Raw genomic sequence first — 15,289 nt, 5'->3', positions numbered from 1 at the left:
AGGGGCGGTTTCCATGGCGTTTCTTTTCAATTCCGATGCCGCGCGTGCTGCGGTGTTCCGCGAGATCTTAACGCGCGAGCTCCCGGAGCTGGAATTCTTCCATTCCGGCGAGGAGTTGGAGCCGGAGAAGGTGCGCTATCTCATTACCTGGACAGTGCCGGACGAGATCTCGCGCTACCGCAATCTGGAAGTGCTGTTTTCCATCGGAGCGGGCGTCGACCAGTTCAAGCAGGACGTGGTGCCGAGCCATGTGAAGCTTGTGCGGATGGTCGAGGATGGCATCATCCGCATGATGCAGGAATACGTCGCGCTAGGCGTGTTGGCGCTCCACCGGGAGATGCCCGCCTATCTCGAGCAGCAGAAAAGGTGCCTCTGGCAACCGATTGCCGCTCGACAGGCGGCCGAGCGCCGGGTTGGCTTCCTCGGCCTTGGCATGCTGGCACAGGCGGCTATCGAGCGCTTGAAGCCGTTCCAGTTTCCGCTTGCCGGGTGGAGCCGCAGCGAAAAGCGGATAGAGGGCGTGGCCTGTTTTCATGGCGCGGACCAACTCGCGGGCTTTCTGAAGCAAACGGATATTCTCGTCTGCCTGCTGCCGCTGACGGAACAAACGCGCGGCATGCTCGATGCAAAGCTCTTCGACCTACTGCCCGCCGGGGCGCGGCTGCTGCATGTCGGCCGAGGTCCGCAACTCGACCAGGCCGCGCTGATCGACGCGCTCGACACCGGTCACGTATCTGCGGCGATGCTTGATGTCACTGATCCAGAACCGCTTCCGGAACACCATCCGCTGTGGTCGCATCCGAAGGTGATGATAACGCCGCACATCGCCTCGGTGACGCAACCTCATACGGCGGCGCAATCCGCCGTGGACAACATCCGCCGCCACCGCGCCGGGAAGGCTCTGATCGGCCTCGTCGATCGGACGCTCGGCTATTAACAAGGAAACCTCACATGTCACTTCTGATCACTGTCGACACAAATCCCGCCTTCACGCCGAAGGAGGCATTGCCGCTGCCGGAGCGGCTCATTTCCGGCACTCCATCCTTCAAGACCTGGGCGCAGGATGCCTCGAAAGGTGAGACGGTTCTGACCGGCGTCTGGGAGGCGACGCCCGGCGAGACGCATTCGATCAAGGGCACCACCTACGAGTTTTGCCACATCATTTCTGGTGTGATCGAAATCGAGGAGAAGGGAGGCGAGACAAAGACCTATCGCGCCGGCGACAGCTTCGTGATGAAGCCCGGTTTCGTCGGCGTCTGGCGCACGATCGAGACCGTGCGCAAGATCTACGTCTGCGTTTATGACTGACTTCAGTGCTCAATGTACGGCCGAGTAGAGCGCGCGACGGATTCCGGAACAATCGACTTTCCAAGCCCCGCCTGACGCGATTCGACGCCGTCCGGCGGCTCATCCTCGACGGAAAATGCGGCGCGCGGTCCGCTATTGTTCCGATGAAACGCTAGTGCAAATGAGGACCGCCATCAATGAAGACCTACGACATAGCGCTCATCCCCGGCGATGGCATCGGCAAGGAGGTGACAGGGGCGGCATGGCAGGTGATGCAGGCCGCGGCCAAACGGGGCGGTTTCGCCCTTGATGGCACACGCTTCCCATGGTCCTGCGCCTACTACCTGGAAACCGGCGCAATGATGCCGCCAGACGGCATCGAGACGCTTCGAAAATTCGATGCGATCTATCTCGGCGCTGTCGGCTGGTCCGCGGAAGTGCCCGACTCAGTATCGCTTCACGGACTGCTCCTGCCGATCCGGAAAGGGTTCACGCAGTACGCCAACATACGGCCGCACCGGCTGTTGCCGGGCGTTCAGGGCCCGCTCCGCTCCGATGGTTTCGACATCCTGTGCATCCGCGAGAATACGGAAGGCGAATATTCCGGCGCCGGTGGGCGCATTCATTCCGGCACGGCCAATGAGGTCGCGGTTGAGACAGCAATCTTCACGCGCACGGGTGTGGAACGGATCATCCGGTTCGGTTTCGAACAAGCGCGGGCGCGCCGCAAAAAGCTCGCCTCCGTCACCAAATCCAACGCACAGAAACATTCCATGGTTTTCTGGGATGAGGTCACCCGCGAAGTGGCGAAGGACTATGCCGATGTCGAGGTCTCGCACTACCACATCGACGCCATTGCCGCCCGCATGGTGCTGGCGCCGGAAAGCCTCGACGTGATCGTCGCCTCGAACCTTTTTGGCGACATCCTCACGGATATTGGTGCGGCCATTCAGGGCGGGCTGGGTTACGCCGCCTCTGCCAATATCAATCCCGATCGCAGCGCGCCTTCCATGTTCGAGCCGGTCCATGGTTCGGCGCCCGACATCGCGCATCTCGGGGTCGCCAATCCGATCGCTGCGATCTGGTCCGGTGCGATGATGCTCGAGCATCTGGGCGAGGGGCATGCTGCGGCAGAAGTGATCTCGGCGATCGAGTCCGTAACCGCGCAGGGGATAGGCACGATCGCAGGCAAGGACCGGACTGAAACAATCGCGCAAGCCGTGCTTGCAGCGTTGAGCTGAAAGGGCAGAGGAAAAGACCATGAATGCGATAACGAAGATAGGCACGTTTGACGATGCGGACCTGTTGCGCCAGCAGGCGTTGATTGGCGGTGTGTGGCAGGAGGCGGATAAAAAGGTCGTCGTCGATGTCACCAACCCTGCCACCCTGAATGTTCTTGGCAGCGTTCCCGACATGGGCGGCGACGAGACCAGGGCCGCGATCGGTGCTGCGGCCGAGGCATTCAAAAGCTGGAAGAAGACGACCCATGCCGAGCGTGCGAGACTGCTGGAGCGCTGGCACGACCTCATTCGCCAGCACGAACAGGATCTGGCGCTTCTGCTGACGCTGGAACAGGGTAAGCCGCTTGCCGAGGCGTCGGCGGAAATCCGATACGGCGCATCCTTTGTAAAATGGTTCGCCGAAGAGGCGCGCCGGATCGGCGGCTCGACCATTCCGTCACCCACTGCCGATCGCCGCATTCTGGTTCTCAAGGAAGCGGTCGGCGTCTGCGCCGTCATCACCCCGTGGAATTTCCCCAACGCGATGATCACGCGCAAAGTCGCCCCCGCACTGGCTGCCGGCTGCACGGTGGTGATCAAGCCGTCCGAGTTCACACCATTTTCGGCGCTCGCGCTCGGCGTCCTGGCGGAGCGAGCGGGCATACCGGCAGGCGTTATCAACATCGTAACCGGCATGCCGGCGGAGATCGGCAAAGAGCTGATGGCCAACGAAACGGTGCGCAAGATCTCCTTCACAGGTTCAACCCGCGTCGGCGCGCTTCTGATGAAGGGCGCCGCTGACGGCATCAAAAGGCTCAGCCTCGAGCTCGGCGGGAACGCGCCTTTCATCGTCTTCGATGACGCAGATCTCAAGGTCGCTGTCGAAGGGGCGGTAAACTCCAAATTTCGCAATGGCGGCCAGACTTGCGTCTGTGCCAACCGCATTCTCGTGCAGGCAGGCATCTATGAGGCGTTTGCTGCGAAGCTCGCCAGCCGAGTTGCAGAGATGAAGGTTGGCGCCGGTACAGAGGAGGGCGTCGTGATCGGGCCGATGATCAATGGTGCCGCCATCGAGAAAATCGAGCGGCATGTCGCCGATGCTTTGGAGAAAGGCGCCCGGATAATTGCCCGGAGCGAAGCAGTGCCGGAAGGCAAGCAATACGCCCGGCCTATTCTGCTTGGCGACGCCACGACCGAAATGCTGCTGGCGTCGGAAGAGACGTTCGGGCCCGTTGCGCCGTTGTTCCGTTTTGAAACCGAGGAGGAAGCAATTGCGATCGCCAATGGAACACCCTTCGGCCTTGCCGCCTATTTTTACACGGAAAACCTCAAACGATCGTGGCGTGTGGCCGAGGCGCTGGAGTTCGGCATGATCGGACTCAACACCGGTCTGATCTCGACAGAGGTCGCGCCGTTCGGCGGTGTGAAGCAGTCGGGGCTGGGGCGCGAAGGATCGCAGCTGGGGATTGAGGAATATCTGGAAGTCAAGACGCTCCACGTCGGCGGGTTGAATTAGAGGCTTTTCCGGAGTCGCAACAGCAACCTAAGCGCGTCGCGTTTTGACCGGCCTCATGCGACGCGCTTTAGGTTGTTGTCTTTTATGTATGTCCTTATCGCAAAACCGCTGCACACCCTCGGGTCAGGCCCTGGCTCAGGCCCGAGGGCATCCCTTTGCGCGACATGCATTGGACCACGGTCCCTTTTCAGCGGTCGATTTTCAATGGCAATCGCAAACCTCCAGGATTAGCCGAAGCATCCCTCCACTTCGTCATCCCAGGGCGAAGCAAGGAGCGAAGCGACGCGGCGCGACCCTGGGATCCATGCCGTTACCTTGCGGCAGTGCTCCTGCGGACCGGAACAGTAGCGGCTGGTGAAGCGCGAGCCGTTGCCCGATTTGTGCTCCGGCATGCGGCGGCCGAGGTCGTTGGTGACGCCGATGTAGATCGTGCCGCGCTTCTGGTGGCATAGCTGGCGGAAGGGTAACGAACACCGTTGCGCATGCAAGCACCGTTCTGAGCCGTTGCATGCTTCGGGTGGCGTAACGGCATGGATCCTAGAGTCTGCGCCGCGTCGCTGCGCTCCTTGCTTCGCCCTAGGATGACGAAGTCGTGGTGGCTTATGCCAATCGCCAGCGTTGCCCGACCGGCAGGCAATGAGAAAGGGGCGGTCGAACCGCCCCTTTCTCATTCGATACTTCGGATGCCGCGATGGCCGGAGGCCCGCCAGCCTCAAGCAACTTCGCGAACGGGCTCCAGTCCGACGGCGGCGGCCAGCCCGCCGATATCCTTGATCTCGGTATATTCGTAGAAGGGGTTCGCAGGCTCGTGGCCGCGGTTCACCCAGACCTTGCTCTTGATGCCGAGATCGTAGGCGGTCATCAAATCGTAGCGGAAGGAGGACGACACATGAGTGATGTCCTGCGGGCCGCAGCCGAGCTTGTCGAGCATGTATTCAAAGCCCTTCATCAGCGGCTTATAGGCGCCAACCTCTTCGGCGGTGATGACGGTGTCAAAGGGCGCGCCGAGCTTTTCCACATTCGACATGATCAGGCTGTTCATGGAGTTGGACAGGATCACCAGTGGGATTTCCTTGGCCACTCTGGACAGGCCAGCCGGGACGTCGGGGTGCGGACCCCAGGTCGGCACTTCGTCATAGATCAATTGGGCATCTTCGGGTTTGAACGGGATACCGATGCGCTTGCAGCTGCGTTCGATGGAATTCTGCACCACCTCGAGGAAGGGTTTCCATGGCCCCATTACCTCGTCAAGGCGATAGCCTCTAAAAGCCTCGACGAAGCTGGCCATCGCCTCTGGGGAGAGGCGTTCGCCATAGACGCGCCGCGCCGCGCCGGCCATATCGAAATTGGTGAGCGTGCCGTAGCAGTCGAAGGTGATGTATTTCGGTCTGAACGTCGACATGGCGACAATCCTCCTGGTTTTCTCGGCACAGCCTGCCTGTACCACAATCACCATAGTCGGAGATCTGGAAGACTAACGGCCGCATTCGCGGCGACCTGAAGCAGATCGTTTCGTATTGCATCGCCGGTTTGGCAGAGTGTTGCGCCAGGTGTTTTTTCGAGCTTTGGGAGCAGCGCGGCCTGTCGGCCATGCTTCGGCAGAAGATGCGGCGCGAGCGGCGAAGGATAGTGAAAACGCGTCGCGCATGGGCTGCCGGTCGGGAGGAACTGCTGTCTTTGGTGGTCTACCGTTAGCACCTGAAGACGAAGGCCGGAAATTCATCATGACCACACGACAGATCATCATTGAAGAGATGACACCGGGGCACCTGGAAGGCGCTGTCGAGTTGTCTCGCCAAGTTGAATGGCCGCATCGCCGCGAGGATTGGGAACTGGCCCAGTCGGTCAGCCGGGGGATCGTGGCTCTGGAAGAAGAACGCGTGGTGGCGACCATCATGATGACCCCCTACGGCGACCATGCCGCCGCCATCAACATGGTGATCGTCGATGCGGCGATGCGCGGCCGCGGACTCGGCCGAAAGATGATGGAAGAGGCGCTGGCGAAGGCGGGTGAGCGTACCTGTCGCCTGACGGCGACACGGGAAGGCCTGCCGCTCTATGAGAAGCTGGGCTTCGTCACGACTGGCGAGATCGTGCAGCATCAGGGCGAGGCATTGGCAGTTTCGGCCCCGGCCCGTGTATCCTGGGCAGAGAGCGGCGATCTTGCCCGCCTCGAGTTGCTGGATCGCGAGGCATTTGGCCATGACCGTTCGGCGCTGATGAAGCGGCTTTTCGAGAGCGCGAAGTTCGCTGTCATTCGCGATGAAGGCGATATCCAGGCCTTTTCCGCCATCCGGCCATTCGGCCGGGGGCTGGTCATCGGCCCGGTGGTGGCGAGAAACGCTACCGAGGCCAAGGCACTGATCGACTTTCTGCTCGCCCATCATCAGGGCAGGTTCGTCCGTGTCGATACCGACGTCTCAACGGATCTTGCTGAATGGCTCACCGGACGCGGGCTCGCGCACGTCGGCGGTGGGATCACGATGCGACGCTCCACGGCCACGCACAAAGAAAGCAGGCCCGCGCATTACCGCACCTATGCGTTGGTCAGCCAAGCACTCGGTTAAATCAGGCACTCGGTTAAATCAGGCACTCGGCTAAATCAGGCACTCGGCTAAATCAGGCACTCGGTTGAATCGGAGGAAGAAATGCTGGCAAATTCACTGATCGAACTCGATCGCGCACATCTGGTTCACCCGTTTTCGTGCTATCGGAGCCACGAGGAAACGGGCGTGCGGGTGCTCAAATCCGCCAAGGGCGCGACGGTGACCGATGCAAGCGGGAAAACCCTGCTGGACGGATTCGCCGGTCTATGGTGTGTGAACATCGGCTACGGCCAGGAAAGTGTCGTTGAAGCAGCCGCAAAGCAGCTAAGAGAGCTTCCCTATGCGACAGGATATTTCGGGCTGGGATCCGAGCCTGCCATTCGTCTTGCTGCCAGGCTTGCCGAACTGGCGCCCGGCGATCTGAACCATGTCTATTTCACGCTTGGCGGCTCCGACGCAATCGACAGCACGATCCGCTTCATTCGCTATTATTACCATGCCAAGGGCACGCCGCAAAAGGACCAGTTCATCTCGGTCGAGCATGGCTACCACGGATCCTCGACGGCAGGGTCCGGTCTGACCGCGATCCCCGCTTTCCATGCGGGCTTCGGCGTGCCTTACGACTGGCAGCACAAGATTCCCTCGCACTACGCCTATCGCAATCCGGTCGGTTCCGATCCGCAGACGATTATCGACGCATCGGTCGCGGCCCTGCGCGCCAAGATCGCGGAACTCGGCGCGGACCGCGTTGCGGCCTTCTACGCCGAACCCATTCAGGGTTCGAGCGGTGTCCTCGTTCCACCGACAGGCTGGCTAAAGGCCCTGTACGCCGTGTGCAAGGAACACGACATTCTGTTCGTTGCCGACGAAGTCATCACTGCCTTTGGCCGCACCGGTCCGCTCTTCGCCTGTGAAGAGGACGATGTGGTGCCGGATTTCATGACCACGGCGAAGGGACTGACCTCGGGCTACGTGCCGATGGGCGCAGTCTTCATATCGGACCATGTCTACAATACGATCGCGGACGGAGCCGGCAAAGCGCCTGTCGGCCATGGCTACACCTATTCAGCCCATCCCGTGAGCGCGGCGGTGGGGCTGGAATGCCTGCGTCTCTACGAAGAGGGCTTGCTCGAGAACGGGCGGAAGGCCGGGAAGCGCTTGATGGAAGGCCTTCGCTCGCTCGCCGACCACCCGCTGGTTGGCGATATTCGCGGTCGCGGCATGCTGGCCGCGGTCGAGTTGGTCACTGACAAGGAGCGCAAGACGCCGCTGCCGGCGGCAGCCGATCCGGGTCGCCGTATTTTCGACCGCGCATGGGCGAACGGCCTCATCATCCGCGCCTTCAACAGCGGCATCCTGGGCTATGCGCCGCCGCTCTGCTGCACGGAGGACGATATCGATGGAATCCTCGAACGCACGCGGATGACGCTGGACCAAACCCTCGAAGACAAGGACGTGCGGGCGGCGATGAAAAGATGATCGTCCAGACTGCCGCCGCATGCGCGGCAGCCTCTTCCTCATCTGTCGAAGATGGCGTCGAGCGGCAGGTGAGATTTCACGATAGGGGATTTCAGCACGACGAAGCTAAAATATTTGTCGATGCCGATGTCCATTTCGACAAGGCGCTCCATGACCGTCTGGTATTCGGTGATTCCCGCTGTGACAAACTTCACCAGGTAGTCGTAGCCGCCTGAAACAAGATGGCATTCGATGACGGAATCGATCTTCTCGACGGTGGCAAGAAACCGCGCGAAGTCGTTCTGCCGATGGTTCCTGAGCGTGATCTCGGTGAAGACCGTTAACGTCTGCCCGAGCTTGGAGACGTCGATCTGGGCGGAATAACCGGTGATGAAGCCTTCCGCCTGAAGCTTCTTGACCCGCATCAGGCAGGGGCTCGGTGACAGATACACCAGCTCGGCAAGCTCGACGTTGGATATGCGCCCGTTCTTTTGCAGCTCGGAGAGAATTTTGATGTCGATCTTGTCGAGCTTCATCAGAAACCTGTCACACGTTCGAACCGCGGATCGTCCGGCAAACGGCGTCCGTTACTTCCTGCGTGGTCGCGGTGCCACCAACGTCCGGCGTCAGCACGCCTTCCCTTGTCACCGATTCCACAGCGCGCATCAGCCGGTCGGCCGCTTCGCTTTCGCCCAGATGGTCAAGCATCTGGGCAACGGTCCAGAAGGTGGCGACAGGGTTGGCGATACCTTTGCCGGCAATGTCGAATGCCGAGCCGTGGATAGGCTCGAACATCGAGGGGTAGCGCCGCTCGGGATCAATATTGGCGGTCGGTGCTACACCGAGGCTGCCCGCAAGCGCGCCTGCAAGGTCTGACAATATGTCGGCGTGAAGATTGGTGGCGACAATCGTATCGAGGCTCCGTGGTTTCAGCGTCATACGCGCCGTCATAGCATCAACCAGCATCTTGTCCCACGTGACGTCCGGGAATTCCCGTGCCACCTCGGCGGCGATTTCGTCCCACATTACCATGCCGTGACGCTGCGCGTTGGATTTCGTAACAACTGTCAGGAGCTTTCGCGGCCGTGACTGCGCCAGCCGGAATGCATAGCGCATGATGCGGGTGACGCCGACGCGCGTGAAGATCGCGACCTCGGTTCCGACTTCCTCGGGAAGGCCGCGATGGGCGCGGCCACCGTGGCCCGAATACTCGCCCTCGGAATTCTCCCGCACGATCACCCAATCCAGATCGCCAGGGCCAACGCCCGCCAGCGGCGAAGCAATGCCCGGCAATATCCTGGTCGGCCGCACGTTCGCGTATTGATCAAAGCCTTGGCAAATCGGCAGCCGGAGGCCCCAGAGCGTGATGTCGTCGGGCACATCGGGAGCACCGACCGCGCCAAAGAAGATAGCGTCGAAACGCTTCAGTTGCGCCACCCCATCCTCGGGCATCATCCGGCCATGGGCCTTGTAGTAGTCTGAGCCCCAGTCGAAGTGCTGGACGCGCAGCTTGAAGTCGCCGCAGCGCTCTTCAAGTGTCTCAAGCGCCTGGAGACCGGCGGCAATGACCTCTGGGCCGATCCCGTCGGCTGGAATGGCGGCAATCTCATATTCGCGCATCGTCACTTCCCCATTGTTTTCAGTGCTGGCCGCCTCGCGGCCTCGATCTCGTGTGCGACCGGTTGGACCTTGGCAAATCGGTCTTCTCAGAATTCAGCGACCTTGCCCCACGCAGCTGTCTTCAGACGCTCCGGCCTATAAGGACGCGGATCGACAATCGGCTCGCTGCCGGTGATGATATCGGCGATCATATGCCCAGCGCCGGGGCCGATCCCGAAGCCGTGGCCGCTAAATCCCGCGGCGAGAAGGAAGCCCGGAATCCCCTCCACTTCACCGATTGCCGGGATGCCATCGGGCGTGCTGTCGACATAGCCCGCCCAAGCATGAGAAATCGCGACTCGCTGGAATTCGGGCAGCAATTCGCAGGCTCTTTGATATGTCAGGCGAATCTGCCTCATGTCAGGTTTGGGGTCGAGAATCCGATTCCGTTCCATTGGTGTCACGTCGTCCAGTACCCATTTCCTCAGGCTTTCATGACCTTGACGCCAGCCCTCGAACGCTCCCGGGGCCAGACTGCGCCAGCGGCGGGCGAACATGGGCACGAACTCGCGGCTGAACCTGAGCTGCTGCGGCGTTGGATCGACGCGCGCCCGCCCGCTGATCGCCAGCGCGTATCCACCGTTGCCGCGTCGCGTCAGCGAGACGCGCGCGGTATGCAGGGCATCCGGCAGGCCATTTGCGCCCGGCGCTACGGCTAGAATGGACTGACGCACGGCAGCTTGCGGGAAACGAATACCAAGCTGGTTGCAGAAGGAAGAAGCCCACGCGCCTCCGGCGTTGACCACGGTCGTTGTCCGGATGGTTCCCGCTTCTGTAACGACGCCGCTGATCCGGCCGGCGCTCAGCTCTATGCCGCGAGCCGCGCAATATTGATGCACCGTGCCGCCGGCCGCCACGATTCCGCGCGCTGCAACGGGCACCGCCTTTGAAGGATCCGCCGTTCCGTCGGTTGGCGAGAACACGCCGCCTTTCCATTTGCGGCCGGTCGCCTTGCCCCGTTCGGTGGCTTTTTCCGCGCTCAACACATGCGTAGTGACGCCAACCGTCCTTGCGAAATCGCGCCACTTTGCCCAGCCTCCCAACTCGTTTTCGTCCTGCGAGAGATAGAGCAGCCCGCAACGGCGAAAGCCGGTGTCTTCGCCAGTCTCCTGCGCCACTTTTTCCCAGAGATCGAGGCTCTTGGTTGCCATCGGCAACTCGCGCGCGTCACGGTTCTGCTGGCGGCACCAGCCCCAGTTGCGGCTCGACTGTTCGGCGGCAACGCGCCCCTTCTCCAGCAGGGCAACGCTGACGCCGCGGCGTGCGAGATAATATGCCGTGAATACGCCTACCACGCCGCCGCCGATGACGACGACGTCCGCCTCGCGAGGCAGGGATGGGCTGGAATCGATGTGCATGAGCGGCGCGGGCATGGATGGGGACTCCGGTAATTTGAAGCATCCTAACCTGCCCCCTGCAGAGGCAGGCCGCGAAGTTCGTGCCTGGACGGAATATCGTGCGGTTAGCGGCCTCTAGGACGGGCAATTGTTGCGCGAAAAGCTCGCTGTCACCGGGGCAAGCAGGAGTACACTTCATGCAGTCGCGTCACATCTACGGCATGGCTATTCAGGGCGCGGCGCACGGTTGCCGACCCTGATCAGCAGTGCCTTGGCCTACATTGCGATGGGCCGCACGGACACCGTTCCGCTGGACCGCATTGCGTGGCACACGGTGCGGATGCACGCCGGAAGCCTGGTTCCTGCCCGTCGTGTGCGCGTATTGCCGCATGAAGGATATGATTGCCGGATCATGTCGCGGGCCCCGACCAGTTGCAGAGTGAAATGCCGAACTGGACGTTCTTTTCAGAAGTTCCTGCCGCCCGAGGGCCAAGTTTCGATGACTCTGCGGAAACAAAACATTCAAACTGGCTGAAAGAACGGAGCAACCCTTCCCTATGGCAGGCAAGCTCCAGAGGACTTCCGAAAGGCAGGGCTTACGCCTTCGGAGAGTTCTTCAAGAAAAGGGAACAGTGTCCGGTACACGGACCCGGATATTCATCAAGGGAGCCGCCAGGATGAGCAGAATCCGTTTCTCACAGCCTCAGGGCGCGAAGCGCCGAGATGGCCAGTCGACGGCCGCTCCGGTGAGGCGCTTCTGCCCAAAGGGCGATGATTCGGTCCGCAACAGCGTGGACCCGTTCGGTTTAAAGGGGAGGTGATCTCGATGGTCGCAAGCATCCAGGCTGTAGCCCCCCACGATGTGGCGCTTTCGATACGCGACCTCACGGTGAGTTTGCCGGACGGCATGGAACGGACCCATGCCGTCGAGAACATCTCCTTCGATCTGAAGCGCGGCCAAATCCTGTGCATCATCGGCGAATCCGGATCGGGAAAGTCTGTCACAGCCAATGCGATCATGGGGCTTCTGCCCAAGGTGATCCGCGTTTCCTCGGGGGCCATCCAGCTGGATGGGATGAACATAATAGGCATGTCGGCCGACAAGCTGCGCAGCCTACGCGGCCGGGTTGTGTCGATGATTTTCCAGGATCCGCTCTCGGCACTCAACCCGCTGATGACGGTGGGCGCGCAGATCGACGAAGTGATGGCGGCACATGGCGTCGGCACCCCGAAATCCCGTCGCGGCCGCGCTGTCGAGTTGCTGACCGAGGTGGGGCTGCCCGACCCCGAACTCATGTATCATCAGTACCCGTTCCGGCTTTCTGGCGGGCAGCGGCAGCGGGTTATGATCGCCATGGCGCTGGCGCTTGAACCCACGATCCTGATCGCGGATGAACCGACGACCGCGCTCGACGTGACCACCCAGGCACAAATTCTGGAGCTGATCCGCGACATTCAGCGCCGCAAGGGAATGAGCGTCATGTTCATCACTCACGACTTCGGGGTGGTGGCCGAGATCGCAGACAGTGTCGTCGTGATGGAGAAGGGCCACATCGTCGAACAGGGTAGCGCCCAACAGGTCCTGAAGTCGCCCAGCCATCCCTACACCCGGCGCCTTATCGCAGCTGTCCCCCACCTGACCGGCGAGGACCGCGTTCCTCTGGAGACGGCCAACAAAGCGCCGATCCTGAAGGTCGATGGTCTGGTGAAGACCTACCGCAGTGGCGGTGCGCTGTTCGGCAAGGAGCGCGTCGTGCCCGCCGTTAACGAGGTCTCGTTCGATCTGGCGCCCGGGCGCACGCTGGGCGTCGTTGGCGAGAGCGGTTCCGGCAAATCGTCGCTTGGCCGGCTTCTGATTAAGCTGCTGGACAGCGACGGCGGCGGGATTCTGTTCGAGGGCCGCGACATTGCCAGGCTTTCCGAAGCCGAGTTCCGTCCGCTGCGGCCGCGGGTCCAGATGGTCTTCCAGGACCCCTTCGCATCGCTCAACCCGCGTTCCACTGTCGGCCACATCCTGACCGTTGGCCCAGTCGCGCACGGGATGCCCTATGCCCAAGCGCGTGAAGAAGCGAAGGCGCTTTTGGCTCATGTCGGGCTCGATGCCGGCGCCTTTGGCCGCTATCCGCACGAATTTTCCGGTGGGCAGCGCCAGCGCATAGGCATCGCTCGGGCGCTGATGTTCAAGCCCAAGCTGCTGATCGCCGACGAAGCTGTGTCGGCGCTCGACGTGTCGATCCAGGCCCAGATCCTGAAGCTGCTTGACCAGATCCAGCGAGAGACCGGCGTGTCGATGGTCTTCATCACCCACGATCTGCGCGTCGCCAGCCAGATCTGCGACGAAATCGCGGTGATGCAGAAAGGGCGGATCGTTGAACGCGGACCACCCTCGCAAATCTTCCTCGACCCGCAATCAGCCTACACGCGTGAGCTGGTGGCGGCGATTCCTGGAGAGCAGCCGGGATCTACCCGCCCGGTTGCAGCAAACGGGTAAAGAGCCACGGCGGATACCGCCAGAACAAGGGGAATTCCAATGACTGAACGTTCAAACTCCAAATCAAACTACTCGCGGCGCGATGCGCTGCGAATGCTGGCCATAGGCGGGGCGGCAGGACTCATTGCGCCCAATCTGTTGGGCAAGCCCGCCTTCGCCGAGACCCCGCCAGCGAGCCCAACCGGTCGCGTCGTCGTCGGATTTTCGCAGGAACCCACCGTCTTCAATCCACTGATGCCGCATACCGAGTGCGACGACGCTGTGCATTTCTCAGTGTTTGATGCACTCGTTCGAATGGACCCTAAGGGCGTTCTTCAACCCAATCTTGTGGTCGAAGTGCCAAGCCAAAAAAACGGTGGCATCTCGGAGGATGGACTTTTGTGGCGCATCCGCCTGCGTGATGACGTCCGCTGGCACGACGGCCAACCCTTCACGGCCGAGGACGTGAAGTTCACGCTTGAGCTCATCACCAATCCGAAATTCCGCGCGTGGCGCACGGCAGGCCATTCGCTGGTGCGCGACATCAAGGTGGTCTCGCCGACCGAGCTCACCTGGCGGATGGAGGAGGCTTTCGCCCCCTACCTGTCGTTTCTCGCCGAAACCTTCATGGTTCCCAAGCACATCCTCGAAAAAGAGGCCGACCCGAACGCCGCCGCCTTCAATCAGGCGCCTGTCGGCACTGGCGCATTCAAGTGGGCGCAGCGCATCGCCGGCGATCATATCGAACTCGTCGCGAACACGGACTATGCAGGGGAGGGCCCCTATTTGGAGCGGCTCGTCTTCAAATACATCCCCGACATGACAGTGCTCTACACCCAGTTCAAGAGCGGCGACATTGATCTTGTCGATCAGGCATTCATAACCGCCGACCACTACGCGGAAGCCAGCAAACTATCGGATCGCGTGGTCGTGTTGGAGCGCGGGGCATCGGTCGAGTCGATCTATCTCAATCTTGAGAAGCCGCAATTCAAGGACCCGGCGGTCCGCCAGGCGCTCTACGCCGCAATAGATAGGAAAGCGATCCTCGAAGGTCTTTATTACGGGGTCCACAGCCCCACCGAGACGTTCATGCCGCAGAATTCCTACTACTACAATCCGAACCTGCCGGCGCAGGAGTTCAACATCGAGCGCGCGCGCCAGATCCTCGACGAGGCTGGTTGGGTACCGGGAGCCGATGGAATACGGGTGAAGGACGGGGTGCGTCTGTCGTTCGCCAACTCCACCACCTCCGGCAACCACCTGCGCGAGCAGACCCAGCAGTTTCTGCAGCAGACATTCGCCGAGATCGGGGTGGAGATGACCATCTCGAACCTGCCGGCCGCCGTCATGTGGGGCGATTTCTGGCTCAAATCGCAGTTCGAGTCAGCGATTTCCGGTGTTACCAATGTCATCGCAGGCGATCCCGACGTTTCCAACCGCCTGCACACCAGGGCAATCGTCGCGAAGGGCGGAAAGGGCTCGAACACAGGCCAATACTCCAACCCGGAGGTCGATGCGCTGCTCGAGAAGGGCACCCGCACCTTCGATCGGGAAGAGCGGCGCGCCATCTATCTGCGTGTTCAGGAAATTGTTCGGCAGGATCTGCCGTTCCTGCCTCTGTTTGCCTACGCCAATGTGTTCGGCCGCAAGGAAGGGTTGGAGGGTTTCGAGGCAAATTCCAACGCCCGCGTCGCATCCTGGCATGCCGCCGGATGGCATTGGAAGGACTGACATACTTATGCCGCCGCCGCCCTGCGGCGGCGGCCAGTCATCGGCGCTGTCTTGAAAGAGGAGAG

The 15,289-nt window shown here is 61.3% G+C and carries 13 protein-coding genes; 8 read left to right on the top strand and 5 right to left on the bottom strand.

From position 1 onward, the window contains the following. Positions 1-13: 13 nt before the first annotated feature. From EN807_RS22355 to EN807_RS22340, 4 genes are all read left to right on the top strand, one after another. Positions 14-937: a glyoxylate/hydroxypyruvate reductase A gene (locus EN807_RS22355; RefSeq protein WP_135936688.1), complete on the top strand. Its 924-nt coding sequence runs from the start codon at positions 14-16 to the stop codon at positions 935-937. A gap of 14 nt (positions 938-951) precedes the next feature. After that, positions 952-1,308, top strand: a complete 357-nt coding sequence (locus EN807_RS22350) for a cupin domain-containing protein (protein ID WP_135936687.1) — start codon at positions 952-954, stop codon at positions 1,306-1,308. Positions 1,309-1,484: 176 nt separating this feature from the next. Beyond that, on the top strand, positions 1,485-2,528 hold the full coding sequence (locus EN807_RS22345) for a tartrate dehydrogenase (protein WP_135936686.1): 1,044 nt from the start codon (positions 1,485-1,487) through the stop codon (positions 2,526-2,528). Positions 2,529-2,547: 19 nt separating this feature from the next. Beyond that, positions 2,548-4,023, top strand: a complete 1,476-nt coding sequence (locus EN807_RS22340) for an NAD-dependent succinate-semialdehyde dehydrogenase (RefSeq protein ID WP_135936685.1) — start codon at positions 2,548-2,550, stop codon at positions 4,021-4,023. 227 nt (positions 4,024-4,250) lie between these two features. Here EN807_RS22340 and EN807_RS36725 read toward each other — a convergent pair whose 3' ends face one another. Beyond that, complete coding sequence (locus EN807_RS36725) at positions 4,251-4,511, bottom strand: GIY-YIG nuclease family protein (protein WP_246684273.1); 261 nt, start codon at positions 4,509-4,511, stop codon at positions 4,251-4,253. Positions 4,512-4,735: 224 nt separating this feature from the next. Then, positions 4,736-5,425, bottom strand: a complete 690-nt coding sequence (locus tag EN807_RS22330) for a haloacid dehalogenase type II (protein ID WP_135936684.1) — start codon at positions 5,423-5,425, stop codon at positions 4,736-4,738. Positions 5,426-5,747: 322 nt separating this feature from the next. Here EN807_RS22330 and EN807_RS22325 point away from each other — a divergent pair, with 322 nt between their 5' ends. Together EN807_RS22325 and EN807_RS22320 are read left to right on the top strand one after the other, a co-directional pair. Further along, the gene (locus EN807_RS22325) at positions 5,748-6,590 is read left to right on the top strand and encodes a GNAT family N-acetyltransferase (protein ID WP_135936744.1); all 843 of its coding nucleotides are present in this window, start codon (positions 5,748-5,750) and stop codon (positions 6,588-6,590) included. A gap of 81 nt (positions 6,591-6,671) precedes the next feature. Then, entirely contained in the window at positions 6,672-8,048 is a 1,377-nt protein-coding gene (locus EN807_RS22320) for an aspartate aminotransferase family protein (protein WP_135936683.1), read from the top strand. A gap of 38 nt (positions 8,049-8,086) precedes the next feature. Here the strand turns inward: EN807_RS22320 and EN807_RS22315 are convergent, their stop codons facing one another. From EN807_RS22315 to EN807_RS22305, 3 genes are all read right to left on the bottom strand, one after another. Next, on the bottom strand, positions 8,087-8,563 hold the full coding sequence (locus tag EN807_RS22315; protein ID WP_029352587.1) for an Lrp/AsnC family transcriptional regulator: 477 nt from the start codon (positions 8,561-8,563) through the stop codon (positions 8,087-8,089). Positions 8,564-8,573: 10 nt separating this feature from the next. Next, positions 8,574-9,647, bottom strand: a complete 1,074-nt coding sequence (locus EN807_RS22310; RefSeq protein WP_135936682.1) for a tartrate dehydrogenase — start codon at positions 9,645-9,647, stop codon at positions 8,574-8,576. 86 nt (positions 9,648-9,733) lie between these two features. Then, positions 9,734-11,059, bottom strand: coding sequence for an FAD-binding oxidoreductase (locus EN807_RS22305; protein ID WP_135936681.1), 1,326 nt, complete (start codon positions 11,057-11,059; stop codon positions 9,734-9,736). Positions 11,060-11,849: 790 nt separating this feature from the next. Here EN807_RS22305 and EN807_RS22300 point away from each other — a divergent pair. Together EN807_RS22300 and EN807_RS22295 are read left to right on the top strand one after the other, a co-directional pair. Further along, the gene (locus EN807_RS22300) at positions 11,850-13,514 is read left to right on the top strand and encodes an ABC transporter ATP-binding protein (protein WP_135936743.1); all 1,665 of its coding nucleotides are present in this window, start codon (positions 11,850-11,852) and stop codon (positions 13,512-13,514) included. 39 nt (positions 13,515-13,553) lie between these two features. Further along, complete coding sequence (locus EN807_RS22295; protein WP_135936680.1) at positions 13,554-15,224, top strand: peptide ABC transporter substrate-binding protein; 1,671 nt, start codon at positions 13,554-13,556, stop codon at positions 15,222-15,224. Positions 15,225-15,289 lie beyond the last annotated feature (65 nt).

Origin of the sequence: Mesorhizobium sp. M5C.F.Ca.ET.164.01.1.1, from assembly GCF_004792125.1 — a bacterium.
In the GTDB taxonomy this organism is placed as follows: Bacteria; Pseudomonadota; Alphaproteobacteria; order Rhizobiales; family Rhizobiaceae; genus Mesorhizobium; species Mesorhizobium wenxiniae.
Note: the sequence above shows the minus strand (reverse complement) of the source record. Positions and strands in the feature narration are given on the sequence as shown.

Bases quoted from the DNA above. Each gene is read 5' to 3' on its own strand.
- EN807_RS22355 (WP_135936688.1), top strand. From the start codon at position 14: ATGGCGTTTCTTTTCAATTCCGATGCCGCGCGTGCTGCGGTGTTCCGC.
- EN807_RS22350 (WP_135936687.1), top strand. From the start codon at position 952: ATGTCACTTCTGATCACTGTCGACACAAATCCCGCCTTCACGCCGAAG.
- EN807_RS22345 (WP_135936686.1), top strand. From the start codon at position 1,485: ATGAAGACCTACGACATAGCGCTCATCCCCGGCGATGGCATCGGCAAG.
- EN807_RS22340 (WP_135936685.1), top strand. From the start codon at position 2,548: ATGAATGCGATAACGAAGATAGGCACGTTTGACGATGCGGACCTGTTG.
- EN807_RS22330 (WP_135936684.1), bottom strand. From the start codon at position 5,425: ATGTCGACGTTCAGACCGAAATACATCACCTTCGACTGCTACGGCACG.
- EN807_RS22325 (WP_135936744.1), top strand. From the start codon at position 5,748: ATGACCACACGACAGATCATCATTGAAGAGATGACACCGGGGCACCTG.
- EN807_RS22320 (WP_135936683.1), top strand. From the start codon at position 6,672: ATGCTGGCAAATTCACTGATCGAACTCGATCGCGCACATCTGGTTCAC.
- EN807_RS22315 (WP_029352587.1), bottom strand. From the start codon at position 8,563: ATGAAGCTCGACAAGATCGACATCAAAATTCTCTCCGAGCTGCAAAAG.
- EN807_RS22310 (WP_135936682.1), bottom strand. From the start codon at position 9,647: ATGCGCGAATATGAGATTGCCGCCATTCCAGCCGACGGGATCGGCCCA.
- EN807_RS22305 (WP_135936681.1), bottom strand. From the start codon at position 11,059: ATGCCCGCGCCGCTCATGCACATCGATTCCAGCCCATCCCTGCCTCGC.
- EN807_RS22300 (WP_135936743.1), top strand. From the start codon at position 11,850: ATGGTCGCAAGCATCCAGGCTGTAGCCCCCCACGATGTGGCGCTTTCG.
- EN807_RS22295 (WP_135936680.1), top strand. From the start codon at position 13,554: ATGACTGAACGTTCAAACTCCAAATCAAACTACTCGCGGCGCGATGCG.